This window comes from Ensifer adhaerens, assembly GCF_001270265.1.
GTDB lineage: Bacteria > Pseudomonadota > Alphaproteobacteria > Rhizobiales > Rhizobiaceae > Ensifer > Ensifer adhaerens_B.
This window is the reverse complement of sequence record NZ_LGAP01000002.1, coordinates 320,486-342,727: the sequence shown is the minus strand read 5'-3', so window position 1 is coordinate 342,727 and position 22,242 is coordinate 320,486. Positions and strand designations below refer to the sequence as shown.

Annotated in this window: 17 protein-coding genes; 7 read left to right on the top strand and 10 right to left on the bottom strand. The window is 62.3% G+C overall.

Annotated features, from left to right (window positions below; genetic code table 11):
• Window positions 1–21: 21 nt before the first annotated feature.
• The 3 genes from AC244_RS06410 to AC244_RS06400 are packed head-to-tail and all read right to left on the bottom strand — an operon-like array spanning window position 22 to window position 4,207.
• Entirely contained in the window at window positions 22–1,161 is a 1,140-nt protein-coding gene (locus AC244_RS06410) for an ABC transporter substrate-binding protein (protein WP_053247967.1), read from the bottom strand.
• A 59-nt stretch (window positions 1,162–1,220) separates the two neighbouring features.
• Window positions 1,221–2,354, bottom strand: coding sequence for an ABC transporter ATP-binding protein (locus tag AC244_RS06405; RefSeq protein ID WP_053247966.1), 1,134 nt, complete (start codon window positions 2,352–2,354; stop codon window positions 1,221–1,223).
• Entirely contained in the window at window positions 2,354–4,207 is a 1,854-nt protein-coding gene (locus AC244_RS06400; protein WP_053247965.1) for an ABC transporter permease, read from the bottom strand. Before AC244_RS06400 ends, AC244_RS06405 begins: the two co-directional genes overlap by 1 nt.
• 623 nt (window positions 4,208–4,830) lie before the next feature.
• Here AC244_RS06400 and AC244_RS06395 point away from each other — a divergent pair.
• Window positions 4,831–5,817: a LacI family DNA-binding transcriptional regulator gene (locus tag AC244_RS06395; RefSeq protein WP_053247964.1), complete on the top strand. Its 987-nt coding sequence runs from the start codon at window positions 4,831–4,833 to the stop codon at window positions 5,815–5,817.
• 26 nt (window positions 5,818–5,843) lie between these two features.
• Here AC244_RS06395 and AC244_RS06390 read toward each other — a convergent pair whose 3' ends face one another.
• From AC244_RS06390 to AC244_RS06370, 5 genes are all read right to left on the bottom strand, one after another.
• Window positions 5,844–7,475 carry a Na/Pi cotransporter family protein gene (locus tag AC244_RS06390; RefSeq protein ID WP_053247963.1) on the bottom strand — a complete coding sequence of 544 codons (1,632 nt, stop codon included), beginning with the start codon at window positions 7,473–7,475 and terminating at the stop codon, window positions 5,844–5,846.
• A 56-nt stretch (window positions 7,476–7,531) separates the two neighbouring features.
• A complete protein-coding gene (locus AC244_RS06385; protein WP_053247962.1) occupies window positions 7,532–7,828 on the bottom strand; it encodes a MurR/RpiR family transcriptional regulator in 297 nt (98 codons plus the stop codon).
• 2 nt (window positions 7,829–7,830) lie between these two features.
• A complete protein-coding gene (locus AC244_RS06380) occupies window positions 7,831–9,546 on the bottom strand; it encodes a metallophosphoesterase family protein (protein ID WP_053247961.1) in 1,716 nt (571 codons plus the stop codon).
• Entirely contained in the window at window positions 9,546–10,157 is a 612-nt protein-coding gene (locus AC244_RS06375; RefSeq protein ID WP_053248392.1) for a dual specificity protein phosphatase family protein, read from the bottom strand. Before AC244_RS06375 ends, AC244_RS06380 begins: the two co-directional genes overlap by 1 nt.
• A 79-nt stretch (window positions 10,158–10,236) precedes the next feature.
• Window positions 10,237–11,079, bottom strand: coding sequence for an inositol monophosphatase family protein (locus AC244_RS06370; RefSeq protein WP_053247960.1), 843 nt, complete (start codon window positions 11,077–11,079; stop codon window positions 10,237–10,239).
• A 319-nt stretch (window positions 11,080–11,398) separates the two neighbouring features.
• Between AC244_RS06370 and ytfQ the strand changes: the two genes are divergently transcribed.
• The 6 genes from ytfQ (at window position 11,399) to AC244_RS06340 (ending at window position 18,481) form a co-directional block, all read left to right on the top strand.
• On the top strand, window positions 11,399–12,361 hold the full coding sequence (gene ytfQ / locus AC244_RS06365; protein ID WP_053247959.1) for a galactofuranose ABC transporter, galactofuranose-binding protein YtfQ: 963 nt from the start codon (window positions 11,399–11,401) through the stop codon (window positions 12,359–12,361).
• 340 nt (window positions 12,362–12,701) lie between these two features.
• Entirely contained in the window at window positions 12,702–14,222 is a 1,521-nt protein-coding gene (ytfR, locus tag AC244_RS06360; RefSeq protein ID WP_053247958.1) for a galactofuranose ABC transporter, ATP-binding protein YtfR, read from the top strand.
• Entirely contained in the window at window positions 14,219–15,244 is a 1,026-nt protein-coding gene (locus AC244_RS06355; RefSeq protein ID WP_053247957.1) for an ABC transporter permease, read from the top strand. Before ytfR ends, AC244_RS06355 begins: the two co-directional genes overlap by 4 nt.
• A complete protein-coding gene (gene yjfF, locus AC244_RS06350) occupies window positions 15,241–16,209 on the top strand; it encodes a galactofuranose ABC transporter, permease protein YjfF (RefSeq protein ID WP_053247956.1) in 969 nt (322 codons plus the stop codon). Before AC244_RS06355 ends, yjfF begins: the two co-directional genes overlap by 4 nt.
• A gap of 124 nt (window positions 16,210–16,333) precedes the next feature.
• Window positions 16,334–17,080 (top strand): FadR/GntR family transcriptional regulator, encoded by a 747-nt coding sequence (locus AC244_RS06345; RefSeq protein WP_053247955.1) that lies wholly within the window; start codon window positions 16,334–16,336, stop codon window positions 17,078–17,080.
• 144 nt (window positions 17,081–17,224) lie between these two features.
• On the top strand, window positions 17,225–18,481 hold the full coding sequence (locus AC244_RS06340; protein WP_152975867.1) for a GGDEF domain-containing protein: 1,257 nt from the start codon (window positions 17,225–17,227) through the stop codon (window positions 18,479–18,481).
• 68 nt (window positions 18,482–18,549) lie between these two features.
• Here the strand turns inward: AC244_RS06340 and AC244_RS06335 are convergent, their stop codons facing one another.
• Together AC244_RS06335 and AC244_RS06330 are read right to left on the bottom strand one after the other, a co-directional pair.
• Window positions 18,550–19,059: an invasion associated locus B family protein gene (locus tag AC244_RS06335; protein WP_234716862.1), complete on the bottom strand. Its 510-nt coding sequence runs from the start codon at window positions 19,057–19,059 to the stop codon at window positions 18,550–18,552.
• A 26-nt stretch (window positions 19,060–19,085) separates the two neighbouring features.
• The gene (locus AC244_RS06330) at window positions 19,086–22,205 is read right to left on the bottom strand and encodes an autotransporter domain-containing protein (RefSeq protein ID WP_161807844.1); all 3,120 of its coding nucleotides are present in this window, start codon (window positions 22,203–22,205) and stop codon (window positions 19,086–19,088) included.
• Window positions 22,206–22,242: the final 37 nt, after the last annotated feature.

The following is a 22,242-nucleotide window of genomic DNA, read 5'->3' as shown; positions in this document are numbered from 1 at the left end:
GTCACTCTCCCGGTCACACGGTCACTTCTGGTAGTTCACCCGCCAAAAATCCTGCCAGGTTTCGCGTGCATCCCAATCGTCGAGGCTCGTCGCCATCTGGTAGGGCAGGACCTGATCCAGAACCTTGCCGATGCCCGATGGTTCGTCGGCCGGAAGCGCGACGTCGCTGTTGGTCGACATCTTTCCGTCGACGGCCTGCGGCGCGATGCCTTCCTCAGTCATGACGTAGTGGATGAAGAGTTTTGCCGCGTTCGGGCTGTTGGTGCCCTTGGTGATCAGGCCGACGCCTGGATACATCCAGCCGAGCCAGGGCTTCAGATCCTTGCAGAGCCCGAGCTTCATGCCTTTCTCCGCATTGTCGCGGAATTTTGCCGAACTCATCAGCCCCATGAACGGCTGCGATTGGCCGGGCGCACCGACGGCATCAGCCGCGGCGGCGTCCGCATCGGTCAGGAGCGGGGCATTGGCTGCAAGCGCCTTCACCCAGGCCGCCGTCGCGCTGCCGTCGTCCAGTTCCAGGTCCTTGCCGTAGAGGTCCTTGTAGGCGGCGGCGACCTTGTCATCGCCGTGTTTTGCCATCTGGTTGAACCAGTCGACATAGGACGCCTTGCCGAGCGGATCCTGCATGGCGACCTTGCCCTTCCACTCAGGGCCGGTCAGCTGCCAGATATTGGTGACCGGGCACTTGTCGAAGATCTCAGTGTTGTAGGCCCAAACGTTGGCGCTGGTGACGACCGTCAGGGGATTCTGGTATTGCTCCGGGATTTTCGACGCCATGTCCGGCGGCAGCCAGCTCTCGGCAAAACCCTGCGGGATCAGCTGCGCCATGGCGGCGGGCGCATCGCTGATGATCGAAACGTCGCCCTGGATATTGTTGGCGCGCGCTTCGCGAATGATCATTTCGAGCTGCGCCGACGCCTTGACTTTCGAGCCCTCGGCGGCAACGCCGTACTTGGCCGAGAAGGCCTTGGCCATCTCGACGATCTTGCCGGTACTGTCATAGACAGTTATCGGCGCTTCCTTCTTGGCCGCCTCGACCAGGGCGTTGAGGTCGAAGGCGTCCTCAGCCATGGCCTGTCCGGCAAAGAGACCAGCAAGGGCCGTCGTCCACAACAGGCAGCGCCTTGTCTTGTCTGCCCTTCCATTCTTCCGAAATTGCATCGACTGCTCTTCCTCAGTAAGCGGTGTTCGTCTTTCGGTTGATGTGATCAGTCATGTCGTCAGTTCAGCTTCGTGCTGCGTAGCAGCTTGTCGGCCTCGGCAATGCGTTGGCCGTCCTTGTCGAAGACATGCAGCGCCTCCGGCGGTGCCCAGAAGCGGACCTTCTCGCCGAGTTCGAGCCGCGGCAGTGCGTGTGTCGTCAGGAACAGCGTGTGGCTGTCGCTCTTCAACTCCAGGATCCAACTGCCGCCCGTCGGCAGGATGCCGGTCACGACCATCTTGCCGCTGAAGCTGCCCTGCGGAACGTCCTCCTTCCGGGTTGCGTAGCTGAGCGCTTCCGGGCGGATACCGACGGAGCCGATGCCGCGCAGGCTGGGGTAGCGGGCAGAGAGGTATGCTTCCGCCTCCTTGGCAACATCCGAGGTGCCCTTCTTGTCGAAGGACAGGATGTTGATCGGTGGGCTGCCGACGAACTCGGCGACGAAGCGGTTGGCCGGACGATCATAGATGTCGTTCGGCGTGCCCATCTGCTGCAGCGTGCCTTCGTTCATCACCGCGATCGTCGTCGCCAACGTCATCGCTTCCCACTGGTCGTGGGTGACGAAGACGATCGTCGTCTTGAATTCCTTGTGCAGCCGCTTCAGTTCGGCGCGCATTTCGAGCCGCAGCCGCGCATCGAGGTTCGACAGCGGTTCGTCGAGCAGCAGCACGCCTGGATTGACGGCAAGCATGCGGGCAAGCGCGACGCGCTGCTGCTGGCCGCCCGAAAGCTGCGACGGGTAGCGATCGCGGTACTTGGCGATATCGAGCGCCTGCATGACCTTTTCGACACGGGCCTCGCGCTCGGCCTTCGGCAGCTTGCGCAATCGCAGGCCGAAGTCGGTATTGCGCTCGATGGTCAGGTGCGGCCAGAGCGCGTAGCTCTGGAAGACGAGCCCCATTTCCCGCTTCTCCGGCGGCACGAAGACGCCGTCGAAGATTGAGTCCACCACCCGGTCGCCGATGCGGATCTCGCCGCCCGACAGGTTTTCAAGCCCCGCGATCATGCGCAAAGTCGTCGTCTTGCCGCAGCCGGATGGGCCGAGCAGGCACATGAACTCGCCGTCGCGGATTTCCAGATCGAGGTTGGAGACGGCATTGGCGGAGTTGACGCCATAATTCTTCTGGGCGCCGCGCAGATTGATAGTGGGCATCAGCTTCCGAGTCCTTCTGCAAGATTGGTCTTGGTCAGCTTCTGGGCTGCCAGTGTTCCGAGATAGGCGATGGCCGCGATGATCAGTACGACTGCGTTTGCCGCCTGGGTGTAGTGGTAGTCGACGAGCCGCAGCGAATAGGTCGTGAGCACGTCGGTGCTGGGCACCGCGAGGATGACGAACAGGCTGAGGCCCTTGATGCCCGAGATGAACGGCAGCAGCACACCGGTGACGAGCGAGCCTTTCTGGATCGGGATGACGATCGACATCATGCGGCGGAACCAGCCGGCACCGGCAATCTGGGCGGCCTCTTCCGGATCCTTGCCGAGTTGGGTCATCGCCGAGATTCCGGCCCGCGAGGCGTAGGGCATCTGGTCTGCCATCAAGGCCAGCACCAGGATGGTGACCGTGCCGTAGAGCGCCGGCATTGGGCCTCTGGGAACCGCAAAGAGCGAGAGATAGGCGGCCGCAAACGCAATGCCCGGCACCAGATAGGGCAGGAACGTCACCTGGCGCAGATAGACCGACAGGGCCCGGACCGGCGTACGGATGACGACATAGCCGACGAGCAGGCCGAGAATGCCCGAGGCCAGTGAGGCGAGGCCGACGATCATCAGCGTATTCTTGGCAGCAGCCCAGAGATCGGGGCTCAAGAGCACGCCGGTCTGCAGCGCCACCGTGTGCAGGTCCTGGCCGATCCAGTAGTCGAGCGTGAAGTTGTCGAGCGTGAACTGCGCCGGCAGCTTCATGATCGTCGACAGGAACAGGGTCAAAAGCGGCAGGCCGACGCTCAGCATGAAGATGGTCGCGGCAAACCCCGTTGCCGGAAGCCTCAGCTTGCCGAGGCGGCTTTGCCGGTTCATCGAGCCCTTGGAGCCGATGGTGACGAAGCGGCGCGCTTCACGCACCAGCCGCGCATCGATCATCAGGGTGATGATGCCGATCAGCATGATGGACGCGGCAACGACACCGGCGACGCCGGTCTGGCGGGAGGCGATGCTACGAAAGAGCGAGGTAGAAAGCACCTCGAACTTGACCGGCAGGCCGAGAACGTAGGGCACGCCGAACTCGCCGAGGCATTTTGCGAAGATCAGGATCATCGACGACATCAGCGCCGGACGCATCAGCGGCAGGATGATCTGCATCGCCACCTGGTAGCGCTTGGCACCGAGAATGCGCGCGGAATCTTCGAGCTGGGAATCGAAGCGCCGAAGCGCCGAGCCGAACAGCAGGATGACAAAAGGGGTATAGTGCAGGGCGAGAATGATGGTGATCGGAAAGCGGCCATAGGCGACCCAGTCCGGCGGCGTCCATCCCAAAGCCTCGAACCAGCCGGGTTGACCGCCAACCGTGCGGTTCTTGAACAGCGTCGTCCAGGCAAGCGCGAAGGTCCAGGCGGGCAGCATGTAAGGCACGATCAGGGCGGTCGCGAACCAGCGCCTTCCGAACATGTCGGTGCGGCTGATCAACCAGGCGAGAATGGTTCCGATCAGCAGCGACAACAGGATCGCGCCGACGGCAACCGTCAGCGTGTTGAACAGTGGCCGCCAGAAGAGATCGACGGAGACAGGGGACAGGAACGTCCTGTCGAGATAGTACGGCGTCAGATCGCCGAAATCCTTGCCGAGCCGGCGCTCATGGCCGAACTGGACCCGCACGGCATCGAGCACGATGGAGATGATCGGCACGACAATCAGATAGGTAAAGAGCAGCGCCGTCAGCACGCCGATCAATGTCGTCGGCTCCCGGGAGGCGACCTTCAACCGATATCGCCAGACCTGCCAAGACGAAGGCACAGCCGCCTCGCCGCTCGCTGCCGGCGGCGCCTTCGCTGAATCACTTAGAAAAGCCATGCTCTTTCCCCTTGAGACCTCGTCTCGCAACGCGATCCGGCTATGCGCCGAGCACCTTGCGGCCGAGCGAACATGCGAACGGGGAGGATCAGGGAAAGCCGCGCGGTGGGCCGCCCCTGCTCCATTTCGAGCAAGGCAACCTGCCGCGAGGACGCGATACGTCGTCATCGATCCAATCCTCCCTATCCGCGACTGACCCCGTTCAAACGATCCTGTCCGGATCGGGTCCGACGGCAGCCAGCCACTCCTCAGAGGCCGGCGCCATCATCACGAACATAGACGGAACAGAAATTCCATTTCGGAACCGCCTATGGAATGCATGATCCATTGAGAGGGCGCGCTTGTCAACAAAAAAATGCACACGTGCGCAATGATCTATCATGATGTTTTTATTTATTATTTTTAATGGACAGATGCACTTTTTTCGAACACGTGATCACTGCCACGTGACCACTCGGCGATGACGCGCCAGCGGCATACGGAATGGTGAACCAAACAGCCGGATTTCCGGCGGGCGCGCGGCGCTCAGGCGACAGTGCCAGCCGAGGCAAACGATACTTTTTCGTTGGAATGAACCGGCTTTTGTGGCCCAGATAGCCGCGAGCTGATTCTTGAGGGAACCCATGGCACGAGGGTTCGTCACCGCCGAGGAAGTCGCAAAGCGCGCAGGTGTTTCGCGCTCGGCGGTCTCGCGAACGTTCACACCGGGCGCCAGCGTCTCGCAGTCGGTCCGGCGCAAGGTGCTGCAGGCAGCGCGCGAGCTCGGGTACCGGGTCAATCGGCTGGCTCAGGGATTGAACAATGACCGTTCGAACCTGATCGGCGTCGTCGGTACCAACCTCAGTGCACCGTTCATTTCCAAACAGCTCGATCTTCTCAGCATCGGCCTGCTCAGACGCGGGCTTCAGTGCCTGCTGTTGAACGCCGCGGATGCCCGCAAGGATATCGCGCCGCTGATCGAGCTGCTGTTCGAGTTCCGCGCCCAGGCGATCGTCGTGCTCTCCGGCGAGCCGCCGTCATCGATCGTCGACGAATGTATCGCCAACGGCGTGCGGCTGATCCTGGTCAATCAACGGCTCGACCGCACCGACACCAACATGGTGCTGAGCGACGATTCACGTGGGGCGGATCTTGCCGCGCTCCGGCTGATTGCAGCCAAATGCAAGAAAGTTGCCGTCGTCTCCAGCGGCAGTCAGACACCGGCCCAGGTTCGCCGAGCGACGGCGTTTACGCAAAGGGTGCAGACCGCCGGCATCGAGGTGGTCGCCTGGTCGGACGGGCCGACGAGCTACGAAAGCGGCTATCAGGCCGGGTGCGATCTCTTGAGGGACAAGAGGATTGACGGTGCCTTTTGCGTCACCGACCTGCTGGCGCTCGGCTTCCTGGACGCCGCGCGCATCGAGATGCATCGTCGCGTGCCGCAGGACGTGTCCATCGTCGGTTTCGACGATATTCCGCAGGCGGGCTGGAAGAGCTATGAACTCACCACCATCGCGCAGTCATTATCGGCTCTAACCGACAACGTGTTGGTGGCACTCGGCTCTGACGAGCCCGCGACTCGGCTGCAGGTGGTGCCGGTCTCCATGATCGAGCGCAAGACGGTGCGTTAGTCCTTCCTCCGGGCGGCGCGTTGAAATCAGCGGACCTGCCGGATGCGACTTTCGATCAACAGACCGCTGTCATCGAGGATCGGGTGCGCAACCGACGCGATATGGGCATTGATGCGCTTGAGGTCGCGCAGCATATCGAGGTGCAGCGAACTGGTTTCGATGCTTTCCGCCCGACCGTCGCGCAGGCGCTGCAGGTGCTGTTCGGCCGATTGCCGCTCTAGGCGGCGCACGTCTTCCTTCACCTCCACCAGCCGCCGGGCCAAAGCCGCATCGCGGGTGGCAAACACCGTCTGCGCCATACGCAGATTGTCGAGCGTGATTGCAAAGAGCCGCGTCAGTTCCTCGTGGCCATCCCTCGAAAACGTCAAACCCAGCGCGATCTTCTTTGCGAGTTCGGCAAGGAGGCCCTTCTCGATGATGTCGCCGATATGTTCGAGATTGATGGCGTAGTCGACGACATCCATTGCCCGCCGGCGGTTGTCGTCGCCAATGTCGGCCTGGCCGAGGCGCGAGACATAGACCTTGATCTGATGCTGCAGCCGATCCACCCGGCCTTCGAGCGTGCTGATCCCAGCCAGCTTTGCCGGGTCCGCATGCTGCAGCGCATCGCTTGCCTGCACCAGCATGCGTTCGATCAGATCTCCGACGCTTAAGACCTCGCGGCTTGCACCGGCAAGCGCTGCGACCGGCGTCGAAAGCTTGTCCTCGTCGAGATAACTCGGTGCGTCCAGCATCTGCTTCGGTTCCGGCAACAGCCGCGCAAGCGGTCGCGACAGCGGCCAGGCAAGCATTGCCAGCGCCAGATTGAAGATGAGGTGTGCATCGACAGGCAGCTTGTCATGCGATAGCGGCAGGATGTCGAGCAACTGTGCCGAGTAGCCAGCAAGCGGCAACGCCACAAGGCAGCCGATGGCGCGCACGATGAGATTGCCGATCGTCACGCGTCTCGCGCTGATCGGCGCACGCAACGTCGCCAGAACCGGCGGCACGGCGCCGCCGAGATTTGCGCCGAGAACCAGGACGATGATGAGCCCGGTGGAAATGCCGCCCGTTGCCGCAAGCGACAGGATGAGCACGACGATGGCAAGGCTTGAAGATGCAAGGATTGCCAGGACGGCCGAGAAGACGAGGGCGACCGGCCAGGCATTGTCGAGCATCGCAAGAAAGGCCGAGAGCGCCGCAGACGCGCGCACCGGTTCTGTCGCAATGCCGATGAGATGCAGCGACAAGAGCATGAGGCCAATGCCGACAAGGGCAGAGCCACCGCCCTTTCGCGCATTCGACGTTCCGCGCGAAAGGATAACGCCGACAAGGATCAGAAGCGGCGAGAGCCAGCCGATCCCGAGCGATACGATCCAGGCGGTCATCGCGGTTCCGACATTCGCACCCAAAAGCACGATCTGCGCCATACGCGGCGCGACGAGATTGCGTTCGGCGAAGGATGCGATCATCAGCGCCGTCGCGGTCGAACTCTGGAGTGCGACCGTCGCGACCAGTCCGGCGAGGAAGGATCGCACACCGTCGCGCGTGCCGGCGGCCAACCCCGCCTTCAGCCTGGCGCCAAAGGCGCGCTGAACGCCGTTCTTGACCTCCGACAGCCCGAACAGCAGCAGCGCCACGGCGCCGAAGAGATTGATGCTGACAATGGTCGATTCCATGGACTTAACTCTGCTCGGACGATCCGTTTTGGCCTATTGCGGCTGACGGCAGCGCTTTACTGCCTGCCGCGCCGCAGCTCCTCGCGGAAGAGTTGTTGGAACGCAGCGTATTTCTCAAAGCCCAGGTCGTTGACGAGCCGCATCACCGTGGTGGTCGAAACGCCGGCGCGCTCAGCCACTTCCCGTGCGCTGGCAAAGGCGACGTCATAGGGATGCGACAGGGTGAACTTGGCGACCTCGAGCCGCCCGCCTTTCAGCCCGCGGGCACGAAGGCGAAACGCTTCCTTCAATTCGGGAACATTCGCCGGCGGTTTCGGCCCCCGGCTGGGCAAGACAAACGACTGCTGGTCCATGGTCAAACAACCTCCTTCGCTTCCGGTTGCAAGATGATCTCGATCTGCCGCGCACCGGTTTCCGCTCGGTCGAGGAAAGCGGCAAACGCGCCGAGGAAGATCGACAGAAAACTGGCAGCAGAGCCGTTCCACCCCTCTTCCGGTTCCCGGCCGAACTGGTCGGAAAGGGCGCGGTAAAGCCGCAGCCGCTCTTGCGATATGGCGGGCAACGCCAGGAAGCCGGCCTGGCGCAGGCAGTACCAGTCGGCGATCACATCGATCATGCCGCAAGCCGCGACCTGTTCCGCTGTCATTCCAGAAGATTTTGCAAGCGCGTGCAACGCCGGTGCTGCTGCAGTAGCTCCAAGGAGCTCCATGCAGACATCGGCAAGTGTGGCATCCGAGACGCGGCTCACGACATCCTGCGGCCACTCCTTAGGGAAATAGCGGTGATGAACCAAAGCCAGCTTATGGGCACGCAGGAAGGCGCCATAATTCCCGGCACTAAAGGCGACATCGTCAGCTTCCCGGAGGCGCGCCGTCTCGCGTCGATAGGCCTGCGACAGACGCGGATCCACCGCCGTCACCGATAACTCGATGGTATCGACGACGATGCCGCCGGTCGCCGGCTGGATGACCTTGAAAGCCGGCGGATAGGCGACAAGCGAGGGCACTGCCACATTGGTGAGCTGACGCTCGGCACGCCCGCGCCGCGTCACGCCCTCGACATGAAGGTGGCCGCTGAAATGCACACTCAGCCCGGCGCCAAGCAAGGCGTCGGTTACGGCGTCGCGGGGCGTGCGCCGGGCGACGTTGGTTTCTCCGAAGAGCACGCGCTCGGCGCCGGTCGCGCCGTCGAACGGATCGAGCGCCGGGTAATGGGAGAAGGCGAGCACAGTCTTGCCCAGCGCTTTTGCCCGCGCGCAGACGTCCGTGATCCAGGAAACGATGAAGGGTTTCAGACGCAGCATGGCATTCCAGCCGGCGGCGGTGCTGTCGACAAAGGCCGCGTCTTCGCCGTTGATGAATGTGCCGTCCCGCGGCTCGAACACATTGGCGTCGATCATCAGTAGCCAGATACCCGGCTCCGGCTCCACCAGATAGGAGGCATCCATCAACGCATACCGGTTGCTTCCGTCCGGCGAGGCGACCTCGTAGCGCCGGCTTTCGATGTCGTCGGAAAGACCGAACGGCGTCTCCCAATGGAGATATTCCGGCTTGCGGAAATAGCCATAGGCGGCCATCGGGCCGAGACCGGTTGGATATCCCTCGCAATACATGCGTGGGGTGACGATCGCGCCCGCCGCTGCCGATGCCGGGTCGCTTGTCACCCAGACCCCGGCGCCATCCTGATCCAGGAATTCCTTGGTGTGGTGGCGTCCCGTCGGGCCGAAAATATCGTGATTGCCAGGCAGGACGTAAAACGCGGTTCCGTGTTGGCTCGTGTGCCGGTCAAGGATGCGGCGCAGGCTTGAGGTCGTCTGCCGCTGGCCGTCATCCGTGTAATCACCGAGCAGGACGACGTGCCGGATGCCGCGATTTCTGACCTCGTCCAATGCCACTGAAAGTGCCCTGACGCTTTCGTTAAAAACACGGGTCGACTGGCGGGTTTCCGCCCAGCTGCGAACCATCATCCGCTGACCGTCGATGGTCATGCCAGGGAAATCGAAGTCGCCTTCAAGATCGTGGAAATGCGCGTCGGCGATGACGGCGATGCTAGGTTGGCTGCGCTTCAACATCAGCCCTGCCCGGAGGTCTTGCCGGCGATCATGTCGATCCATCCGGACGCCCGGCGTGCCGCCTCGTAAAGCATCGGCTTGGGTGTTTCGAACCATTCGTCCGGACGCAATTCACGGTGTTCGCGGATATGGGCGACGGCAGCGTCAAGCGTCGGGAACAGCTCCGGCTGCTGCTTGTGCAGGAACAGCGCCACGAGCGAGACCGATCGGCTGCGTCCGCCGCGGCAGTTGACCAGCACATTGCCGCCATCGGCAAAGGGATAGGTTTCGCGCTTCGGCATCGCCTGACGCAACGCGCCATCGAGGATGTAGTAGGCGCCGAGCATCATCGTGTCTGGGCTGCCTTCGCCGTCGATCAGACCAAGCTTGTAATAGCGAATGTCGGCGTAGCCGCTCTGCCGCAGATCGCCGTTGTCCTCAGCCTCGATCTCGCGCACCCAGTTGATGTCAAGATTGATCGCGCAGTTGACGACGATCGAGATGCCATGTCGCTTGAGCAATTCAAGATCGCGTGCGCCGTCGCTGCCACCGATATAGAGATCGGATTTGTGCGGACCCAGGCCCTTGGCGATCAGACTGATTGCCGGGCGCGCATATACCGGTGCATCCATGCCGTTTCCCTTTCCAGATCGGGCGGTGCCGAAAGGCATGCCCATGATTCTCAGTCTCCGCGTCTTTTGGCGCAGCCGTTCAGGCGAGCCGCAGTTCGGCAACTGGCCCATCTGCCGACGCGATCGGTATCCGCGATGCCCGGCTTACTCCACCGGCGATGCCCGGAGCGGACGCGAGAACCGGTCCACCACCGCGAAGGCTACCGATCTCCATGAAGGGGCAGACGTCGCCGCCAGCCTCGGCAACGAGCAGCAATCCGGCCACGCAGTCCCAGGAGTTCATATGCAGTTCGACATAGGCATCCGAACGGCCGTCGGCGACATAGGCGAGTGCCAGCGCGCCCGAGCCCGCCCTGCGCACATTGGTGCCGAGCGCCAGCAGATCGCGGATCGTTTCGAGATAAATCTCGTTCGACACGCGACCGGACCAGCCCATCTCCACCGACGCCGTTTCGAACGCCGTGGTGGCGGAAACGGCGATCGGTTGACCATTGCGGGTCGCGCCCGCGCCGCGTTGCGCGAAATAGAGCTCGTCCAGCGCGGGGTTGTAGATGGCGCCGATCTCCGCCCGGCCGTTTTCGATATAGGCGATCGAGATGCAAAAGTGCGGAATGCTGCGGGCGAAATTGGCCGTACCGTCGACGGGATCGACCACCCAGAGACGATTGCTGATCGAGCCGCCGCCCTCTTCGCCAAAAAAGGCGTCGTCAGGAAAGTGGTCGGCGATCGCCTTGCGGATATGCGCCTCGGAGGCAGCATCCGTTTCGGTCAGAAAGTCCTGCGGACCCTTCATCGAATAGCCGCGCGTCGCGCTGTTTTCAAAGCCGCGAAGCACAAGCGCTCCGGCCGACAGGATGACGTCTCGGCACAGCTTTGCCCGACCCTGCAGATCGTTCGAATAGAGTGGTCGTTCGAGGTTCATTCGGGCATGACTCCTTTGCACACGCGAGCATCTTTGCACGCGCGTTCATTGGTGACAAGCCCCCGTTTTGCGCTGGGTCGAGCAGCGAACATCTCGCTCGTTGCCAATGACCGGTGTTGGGCGCACGCACCTCATGTCGGCAATAGCGCCCCCACCTTAAATCACCTTGCTCGTGCGCCAGTGCGCAAGTCGGCCAAACGCCAAAGCATCCTCCCGATGCACCCCTGGGCACTTGTTTTCAAACGTGAGTTTACAAAAGTATTATTATATGATTTTTTGAGCCCGCTGCGAGGAGAGCAGCTTTCTTTGGGAGGAAATCATGAAATTCGCCAAAGCACTCGCGAGTGCAACGATCCTTGCTGCCTGCACGTTTGGCAGCGCATCTGCCGCAGATCTCGTTGTCGGTTTTTCGCAGATCGGCTCGGAGTCCGGCTGGCGCGCTGCGGAAACGACGCTGACGAAACAGCAGGCCGAAGAGCGCGGCATCGATCTGAAATTCGCCGATGCCCAGCAGAAGCAGGAAAACCAGATCAAGGCGCTGCGCTCGTTCATTGCGCAGGGCGTGAACGCAATCCTGCTTGCCCCCGTCGTCGCCACCGGTTGGGATGAGGTCCTGCAGGAAGCCAAGGATGCCGAGATCCCCGTCATCCTGCTCGACCGGACCGTCGATGCTTCCGACGACCTCTATATGACTGCTGTCACTTCGGACCTCGTGCATGAGGGCAGCGTCGCCGGCAAGTGGCTTGCCGACACGGTTGCCGGTAAGCCGTGCAACGTCGTCGAACTCCAGGGCACAACAGGTTCTTCGCCGGCCATCGACCGCAAGAAGGGCTTCGAACAGGCCCTTTCCGGCCACGACAACCTCAAGATCGTCCGCAGCCAGACCGGCGACTTCACCCGCACCAAGGGCAAGGAAGTCATGGAAAGCTTCCTCAAGGCAGAGGACGGCGGCAAGAACATCTGCGCGCTCTACGCCCATAACGACGACATGGCCGTCGGCGCCATCCAGGCGATCAAGGAAGCCGGCCTGAAGCCGGGCAGTGACATCCTCGTTGTTTCGATTGATGCCGTCCCGGATATCTTCGAGGCGATGGCCGCAGGCGAAGCCAACGCCACAGTCGAACTGACGCCGAACATGGCGGGCCCCGCCTTCGACGCGCTTGCCGCGTTCCAGAAGGACGGAACTAAGCCGCCGAAGTGGATCCAGACGGAATCGAAGCTCTACACCCAGGCTGACGATCCGAAGAAGGTCTACGAAGCGAAAAAGGGCCTGGGCTACTGATCCCAAACATGACCGGCGCCTGTGCAGGACGCTTGCCCGCATGTCTGCCTGAACCGAGTGAGATCCGGGGAGAAAATCATGCGGCAGCTTTCAAGCACTGCGGCGCCGGCTGCCGGCAAGCGGATGCGGGTTGCCTCGGCGCCTCATCCTATCTCGGGCAATAGACGCCTGCGGAAAGGTCGATGAGACGGCACGCCGACTTCGTCGACCTCGAGGCCTCAATGCTCCGCCGGCTTGCCGCATTCGGCCATCGAGGCCGAGAGCGAGGCACGTGTTGCGGCACACTGAAGCAATGTGGAGCGCCCGACCGGGCGCTCCACGTTCCACTCAGGGAGGGATCATGCAGACCGCTGGCGACAACCTGCTTTCAGCGACCCGGATCGACAAGGTCTTTCCCGGCGCGAAGGCCCTGGACAAGGTCGACTTTCATTTGCGCAGGGGCGAGGTTCATGCGCTTCTCGGCGAAAACGGCGCCGGTAAGTCGACGCTGGTCAAATGCCTCACCGGCGCCTACCGGCGCGACGGCGGGACGATCCTGCTCGACGGCGTCGAGGTCGATCCGCGCGACACGTTCAATGCGCAGAAACTCGGCATCGGCACCGTCTATCAGGAGGTCAACCTGCTGCCCAACCTGACGGTGGCGGAAAACCTCTTTCTCGGACGCCAGCCGCGCCGGTTCGGTTTCGTCGATGTCGGCACCATGAACCGCCAGGCGCGCGAACTGCTTGAAAACTATGAACTTGACCTCGACGTCACCCGCGCACTCGACAGCTACTCCGTAGCGATCCAGCAGGTCGTCGCGATCGCCCGTGCAGTCGACCTGTCGGGCAAGGTTTTGATCCTCGATGAGCCGACCGCAAGTCTCGACGCCCATGAGGTCGAGATGCTGTTTCGCATCGTCCGACGGTTGAAGGCCCGCGGCCTCGGCATCGTCTTCATCACCCACTTCCTCGAACAGGTGTACGAGATTTCCGACCGCATTACCGTGCTTCGCAACGGTCAACTGGTCGGCACCCGTGACACGGCCACGCTCGAGCGGCGCGATCTGATCTCGATGATGATCGGCCGCGAGCTTGCGGCGGAGATCCACTCTGCGCGCAAGGAGCCGGATGTCACCGGGCCGGTGCGCTATCGCTTCAAAGATTATGGCCGCAAGGGCCACATCTCTCCCTTCGACCTCGACGTGAGGGCCGGAGAGGTTGTCGGCATTGCCGGGCTTCTCGGCTCCGGCCGCACGGAGACGGCAGAGATCCTCTTCGGCGCCCATCGCGCCGACAGTGGCACGGCCGAGTTGGACGGCAAGGCCGTCCAGCTATCGTCGCCGCGCCGGGCGATCGCGCAGCGGTTCGGCTTCTGCCCTGAGGACCGCAAGACCGCGGGCATCGTCGGCGATCTCTCGGTGCGCGAAAACATCGTGCTGGCGCTTCAGGCCAGACGCGGCTGGACCCGTCCGATCTCCCGCACCGAGCAGAACCGCTTGGCGGACCACTATATCCGCGCACTCGACATCCGCACGGCCGATCGCGAAAAGCCGATCAGGCTGCTTTCCGGCGGCAACCAGCAGAAGGCCATTCTCGCCCGCTGGCTGGCGACAGAGCCCGAATTCCTGATCCTCGACGAGCCGACGCGCGGCATCGATGTCGGCGCGCATGCCGAGATCGTCCGGCTGATCGAGGGCCTGCGCGAGAAGGGCATGTCGCTGATGGTCATATCGTCGGAAATTGAGGAGCTTGTCGCCTACAGCACGCGCATCGTCGTGCTTCGCGACCGACAGCATGTGGCCTCACTCGAAGGCGAGCGGATCACGGCGGACCAGATCATCGAAGCCATCGCATCGTCGAACGAACGGGGAGCGGCATGACAGCAATACTAAGGAGCTATTCGCTCAGGCTCCTGCCGCAGCTCATCGCGCTGGCAGCAATTCTCCTGATGGTATCCTTCGTGTTCCCGGGTTTCTTCCGCCTCGAAATCCAGAACGGCCGCCTCTATGGCAGCCTCATCGATATCTTCAACCGCGGCGCCCCGGTGGTTCTTCTCGCCATCGGCATGACCGTCGTCATCGCCACCAGGGGCATCGACCTTTCCGTCGGCGCCGTGATGGCGATCTGCGGCGCAGTCGCCGCCTCGTCGATCACGTCGGGCCACTCCCTGGCGATGACACTTCTGATCACGCTCGGCACGGGCATTCTCTGCGGTCTGTGGAACGGTGTCTTGGTCGCGATACTTGATATCCAGCCGATCATCGCGACGCTGGTCCTGATGGTCGCCGGGCGCGGCATCGCCCAGCTGGTGACCGAGGGCGCGATCCTCACCTTCAACGATCCGGGATTGATCTTCCTTGGCAGCGGCTCGTTTGCATGGTTGCCCCTGCCCGTGATCATCTGGCTGGTCTTCGGCATCCTGGTGGCCCTGATCGTGCGCAAGACCGCGCTTGGCATGCTGATCGAGGCGATCGGCGTCAACCGCCAGGCTAGCACGCTATCCGGCGTATTGACCCCGGTCCTGCTGATCGCGGCCTATATGCTGTCCGGGCTCTGTGCCGCGATTGCCGGCATCATCGCAGCCGCCGACATCAAGGGCGCCGACGCCAACAATGCCGGGCTCTGGCTCGAACTCGACGCCATCCTCGCCGTGGTCATCGGCGGCACCTCGCTTCTCGGGGGCCGCTTCAGCATCGCCGCCTCCGTTCTCGGCGCCATCATCATCCAGTCGATCAACACCGGCATCCTGCTTTCCGGCTTCCCGCCGGAATTCAACCTGATCATTAAGGCGGCGATCATCGTCTTCATTCTCGTGCTGCAGTCGCCGCCGGCACGCAACGCCTTCACCTTTTTAGCGCTCCTGCGCGCCAGCAGAAAACCGACGGAGCGGCAAGCGCGATGAACCCCAAATACCTGCCGCTGACCGCCACCATCGTCATCTTCGTGCTGAGCTATGCGCTTTGCGTGGCGCAATATCCCAACATCCTGTCGACGCGGGTGATCGGCAACCTCTTGACCGACAATGCCTTTCTCGGCATCGCCGCCGTCGGCATGACCTTCGTGATCCTCTCCGGCGGCATCGACCTGTCGATCGGCTCCGTCATCGCCTTCACCGGCGTGTTCCTGGCCGTCGTGCTGGAGAATACCGGCATTCATCCGCTCGTCGCCTTTGCGATGGCCCTTCTCATCGCGACGCTTTTCGGTGCGGTGATGGGCGCCATCATCCACTACCTGGAGATGCCAGCCTTCATCGTCACGCTCGCCGGCATGTTTCTGGCGCGCGGCATGGCCTTCGTGCTGTCGATCGATTCCATCGCGATCAAGCATCCGTTCTACGGCACATTGAAGGGGCTCTACTACAAGCTTCCCGGCGGTGGTCGGATCACGCTCATCGGCGGGCTGATGCTGCTCGTCTTTGGCATCGGCATCCTCATTGCCCATCGCACCCGCTTCGGCACCGACGTCTATGCCCTTGGCGGCGGCACTGCCACCGCCAAGCTGATGGGTGTCCCAGTCGGCCGCACCACCATCATGATCTACGCGTTGTCAGGCCTGCTCGCCGGGCTTTCCGGTATCGTGTTCTCGCTCTACACCTCGGCCGGATATTCGCTTGCGGCCGTCGGCGTCGAGCTCGATGCGATAACGGCAGTGGTGATCGGGGGCACGCTTCTAACCGGCGGCTCCGGCTTTGTGGCCGGAACCTTCATCGGCATCCTCATCCAGGGATTGATCCAGACCTACATCACTTTCGATGGCTCGCTCTCCAGCTGGTGGACGAAAATCCTGATCGGCCTGCTGCTGTTCGTCTTCATCCTGATGCAGAAGGGCATCGTCTACGTATCGCGCAGCGAACGGCGGCATGCCTAGAGCATTTCCAGGAAAAATGCGAAGCGGTATTCCGTCCGTAAATGCAGTAAAAACCAAGAGATAGAGCGTTTCTGCGATCCCGTTTAAGCTGAAAACGCTCGAGGAAAGGGCCCAGTTGCACCTCATGCTGCCAGGAACCTTCGCAAAGCAACCGGTGAAACGCTCGAGCCATGGCCATGTCGTGGACGAGCTCGGGCGCGCGGTGATCGGCGGCGAGTTCGCAGCCGGCGATATTCTGCCTGGTGACATCGAGCTGGCGGCGCGTTTCAAGGTGTCGCGCACCGTGCTGCGGGAGGCGATGAAGACGCTCGCGGCCAAGGGCCTGGTCTTCCCGCGTGCGCGCATCGGGACGCGGGTGATGCCGCAGGCGCATTGGAACCTGTTCGACAGCGACGTGCTCTCCTGGCATTTCAGCGTCGGCGTCGACGAGGACTTCTTGAACCATCTGAGCGAAATCAGGCTGGCGCTCGAACCCTCTGCGGCGGCACTTGCCGCCGAGCGCGCCACCGACGCCGACATTGCCCAGATGATGCGGCTCGCCGTTGCCCTGGGCAATGAAGACCACAGCGCCGAAACGCTGGCCCATGCCGACCTCGAATTCCATCTGCACCTGCTCGAGGCGTCGCTCAACCCGTTCATGCGCACGGTCGGCAGTCTGATCGAGGCCGCGCTCATCGGCGTCTTCAAGCTCACCAACCCGACCGCCGACCGGAGCGAAATCGACCGCGTCGCCGTTACCCATATCCGCATCGTCGAGGAAATTCGCCGCGGTGACGCCGAAGGCGCGCGGCATGCGATGCAAGACGTGATCCGGGCCGGCCAGCAGCGGCTGATGTCGGACCTGACGATGCGAAGAGCCAGGCCGTCATAACGGACTGGAGATTTCCTGCAGCCGATGTGGGACGCGCCGAAACACCGGCTCGGCGCCGGTGCCCCCTGCTAATCGTCGCAACCGCCATTTGCGAAACCTTTAAGATTCCGGCGCATAACGTCGCTCAGAATCCAGGAGTGGACGGTGGAAGCGCTACATACCCCGACGATCATGATCAGCTCCTTCGCGACGCTGGTGGTTTTCGCAGTTTACTTCGCGCTCGCCTCACGCCAGGAGCGCAACAGCCTGGAACTGCGGCTGTGGTCCTGTGCATTTCTGGTTGCGGCCCTCGGATTTACCCTGCTGGCTCTCAGAGGCCCGGGCTATTCCTTCGTCCCGGTTTCGCTCGGCAACGCTCTGGCGGTTCTGGGGTTGGCGCTGATCTGGCTTGGCTTGCGTGCTTTCGATAATCAGCCGCTGAAGATCGCGTCCGCATTGGCCGGACCCGTGTTGTGGCTGTTGGCCACAGGCTTTTCCGACTATGTCCAGAACAGTGTCACCAGCAGGATCGTGCTGTTTTCGGCGCTGATCTTCGTCTATTCGGCGATGATCGCGGTCGAGATTTTCCGGTCCGACAATTTCCGCAAACTTCCAAGCTCCTACATCGTCGCCTTTCTCTTCGCGACGCATGGGCTGTTCTATCTCGTGCGCATTCCGTTGATCTTCGTCTGGCCGCTTTTCGGCAACACGGCTTCGGGCGCAGAGCAGCCGCTGTGGTATCAGCTCCTGACGTTCGAACTGTTCATTCACAGCCTTGCGGGCGGGTTCTCGTTCTTCGCGCTGATCAAGGAAAGAACGCAATACAGATACAAGCTGGCTTCGGAAACCGACGCTCTCACCGGTGTGCAGAACCGGCGCGCCTTCATGTCGAAACTCGACGACTATATGGCGACGGCGTCGGGCGAAGGCGCTTTGATGTACATGGACATCGACCACTTCAAGGCGATCAACGATCGCCATGGACACGCCGTCGGCGACAAGGTGCTCATCGAGTTCGCCGCTGTCGTCTCGCAAGCGATAAGTGGCCAGGCCTTCCTGGCGCGCATGGGCGGCGAAGAATTCGCGGCCTGCTTCCCAGGGGTCGGTCGGCCGCAGGCCGCCGCGATTGCCGAGGATATCCGCAGCGCCTTCGAGGAGGCGCTGGTCAGGGCCGGCAATGCCACGCTTTCGGCGACTGTCAGCATCGGCGTGGCCTTTGTTGGCAGGCAACAGGAGGCAAGCGAGCTCCTGTCTTGCGCCGACCGAGCGCTCTACGCGGCAAAGGCCGCAGGGCGAAACGCGGTCTGGATCGCCGGCAAGGATGGCGCTCCCCAGTTCGCATCGGGGCTGGCGGCCCAATCGAGCAAGAGAGCGCCCTCCCCGGGGAGGACCGAGAGTGGTCCGATGGCGAACTGCGCCTAACCTTCGGCCCTTGCAGCAATCATCGCATCCGCAGTTCAGACGCAGCTGGTCACCAGCGAGAACCTCGTCTAGGCCTTCTGCATCAAGGCGATGGCGCGATCGAGGGCGGCTCCGAATCCCTTGAGCGAGATAGAAAAGCTGACCTCCTTCTCCGTGTCGCTGGCAAAGGCGACCAGCTTCAGCACGTTGCCGCCACGCAGAAGCTTGATCGTCTCCTCGGTAAATGTCAGTGCGGCGATGCATCCGACCGGCATGCAGGTGCGAAATCGCGACGGCTTGCTGCCTGTGGCATCATCGACCCCAAGGGAGACACCCTTGTCGAGATAAAGGCCAAAAGGCAGCGCCAGCTTGCCCTGAACGCCTGTCCCGTCGGCCGGTTCCAGTTCCAGCGTCAGTACGCGCTGCCCGCTCTGGTGAACCTGGCGTTGCGATAGAACGCACCTGCGACTGCCGTCTGTCGTTGAGCAGGCGACGCTCCAGTCGTCATAGGTCTCGGCAAGCGAAGAAGGAGCCGGCCCGTCCTTCGGCGCCTCCTGCGCATGGAGCGGGCTGATGGCGACGATCGTCGCCATCAGCATTGGGGAGGCCCAGCGTACAAGCCGCATCAGAAGCGCACGTCAAGCTTGGCATCGATGGCATTCTGCGTCGTGCCGGAGCCGAACTGCCCGGTGTAGGTGATGCCGAGGCTCGCATTGCCGGTTAGTGCGAAATCGATGCCGGCCTCGATGATCGCCGCATCCTCGGCGATCGGCGTACCGGCAACCGAGAAGGCACTGCCCGTGCCGAAAGCCACCGTCGAGAGGGGCGACGTGTCGCCAAAGGCGTGCTGCCAGCCGAGCATGCCGCGCACCTTCGCATCAGTGGTGCCAAGGCTGAGAGGAGCCGAGGCGCGCAGGCCGAGCGTGGTGAAGGTCGTATCGGTCGTGTTGCTCCTGCTCGACAGAGCCGCCGCAGCGCCACGCTCGGTGAAGCTATCGGTATGCAGGCTGACATAGGCGAGGTTGGCGAAGGGCTCGAGCGCCACGCTCGGCAGGTCGATGCGGTAGCCGACTTCGCCGAATGCCTGGAACGTCCCGGCATCGTAGTCGGCTTTCAGCTGATCCCTGAAACCTGGGAACGCGACGGTTCTCTCCGTATTGATCGAATGCCAGGTGTAGGCGAGCCCGGAGCGCAGGGCGACATCGCCCCAACGGCCGCCACCGTAAACGCCAAGGTGGTAGTTGTCGCTGTCACCCGACGACGAGCGACTGTCGACGTCGAAGTTCGACCGGCTATAGCCCGCCATCAGGCCGACCAAGGTGTTTTCGGTGACTGCCGCGTCGAAGCCGGTGACGAAACCGCCTGTCGACTGATCCAGCTCTCCCGAATTGCCGTTGCCGTCCGTGTTGCTCCAGGCACCGAAGACCTGGCCCCAGCCGACGATCGCGGCAGGCTCGACCGATGCGGCATCGATCGCACCGACAGCCGCGCTCGTCTTGCCCTTGCCTTCGGGGCCGTAGGCAAGAACCGGAACATTGGTCGCCGCCACGTCGTCAAATGCCGCGCGGATGCGGTCATTGGCCGAATTGCGCAGCAGCTGGCTATCGTTGATCAGTGCCGTCTTCACCGATGCGTGAACTTCGCCGGACAGGCGCTCGAAAGCGCCGCGCGCATTGTCGGCGTTGAGCTCCAGTAGAATGTTGTAAAGCGCAAGCGATGGCCCGCTCTGCGCAAGCGTGTTGAGGGCTAGGGCCGTGTTCCTCTGATTACCGTTGATGGCGACGCGTTCGAACCTAGCCGATGTGCCTGGTGTGCCGGGATTTGGGTTTCCAGGGTTGGGATTGCCTGGGTTCGGGTTCCCGGGATTCGGATTGCCTGGATTGGGATTCCCCGGATTTGGGTTGCCGGGGTTGGGGTTACCTGGATTGGGGTTCCCCGTGTCCTTGATCGCGATCTTGAGGTCTACCTGCTTGTCCTTGTGTTCCAGCGTGACATCGAGAAAGGCGGACTTCGAAATTGCCTGGGCAAACTGGCCGTCGACGCCGTTTTCGGCGGTCAGAATGGTGTAGGTGTGGCCGTTCTGATAGCTGGTATTGGCATCGAGCGCGGTCACCTCGACGTTGACGCCATCGCCGATCGTCGCGACACCGTCGCCCCGCACACCGTTCTGCAGGCCCCTGACGGCGATCCTGTCGGAGCGGCCGTCACCGGCGATATCGGCCTCATAGATCGAGCCGTCGCTCATTTCCAGCTGCCCCATGATCGTCAGCGTGCCGATCGAATTGTTTCCCGGCGCAATGACCGCTCTTTTGTCGACCGCCGTGGCGCCGATGGTGCCGGAACCGCCAAGACGGCCAAACGCCGTCGAGGTCGGATTGCCGATACGGTTCAGCGTTTCCCCCCAGACGACGACGGAGTTGGTGTAGGTCTGCCCGCCGAGAAAATTTGTCTGCACTCTTCCCGCTTCGCCATCGACGATCAGGGTTCCATCCTTCACGTCGAACCGGGTCGTGCTGTAGTCCACGGGGCCCGTGTCCGCGTCGTTATCGATAGTGTCGAGGTTGCTCTTGAGAACCAGCTTACCGCCGGAGACGTTCACCTTGCCGTAGAACTTCGTCAGGTCGCCGGTGACAATGGTCTCGCCGGAGAAATTATTGATCGCGCCCTTGCCACCGATCGTGTTGGCGAAGTCGTAGCCGGTGTTCGTGTGGTTGAAATTGACGTGGCCCTGTCGTGGGCCGAAATCGATCTTCGTCGAGGGATCGACCGTGCCGGCCGCTTGCGCCTGCCGAGCGATCGGACCGCCGACACGATCCATGTCGACCTTGCCGCCGATCGAAAGGCTGCCCATGCCTTCCCGGATCGCGCCACCAACGCCAGAGAGGACAATACCACCGCCGGCTGAGAGCTTTGCGCCGTTGGCAACCGAAAGATTGACGTCTCCGGCCTCACCGATCATCAGCTTGTCGTTGACCTTGAACTCACTGCCGGCGCCATCGACATACACATGGATGGTGTCGACGCTCTCATCCTCCCGCAGGGTCGCAGTGTTGGTGGAGACCACGGCGCCCTTCTCGATCGTGAAGTTGTCGCCGATCGTAAAGTCGCCGGTGTTGATCCAGCGCGAATTCTCGCCGCTCACCAGAACCGTGCCGTTCTCGAAAATGGCCTTGTTGGAGTTGATGACGCCACCGTCCTCGATCCTGACCGCGCCAGTGTTGAGCTTCAGCGCGCCGAAGGCGACCCCCAGAAAATCGGTACTGAGCATGGATCCGGCACCGCGCACCACAAGCGTTCCATTGCCTTCCTGCAGGGCTCCGATGTAGGTCTCCTTGGCGGAGACTTTGCCACCATTCTCGACGATCAGCGTGCCCTTGCCACCGTAAATGCCACTCTCGAAACCGCCGACGAAAAGCATGCGGTAGCCGCGCGGATCGGGATCGACGATATCCCAGGTCGAGCCAGGACCGGAGATGACGACCGTTCCGACCGTGCCCCTGCCGTCAGCGATGTAGCCGCCCTTGCTCTCGACGGAGGCGCCGTCCTTGATCGTCAGCGTGGCGCCACTGGGACCGCCGCGGATCACGAGATTGCCGTTGATCGTATGGTCGGTGGTCCAGGTCGTGTCGTTTGGAACGAGCAATCCGGCCGCCTTCGCCGGCGACGGGACGAACGGTACGGCCAGCATGATCGAGACAAGACCGGCGCGTCCAAGCGCAGTCGAGCTCAGAAGGTTGATCCTCAAAACGTCCGCCTTCACACAGGTATTCAATGTCTGCCCC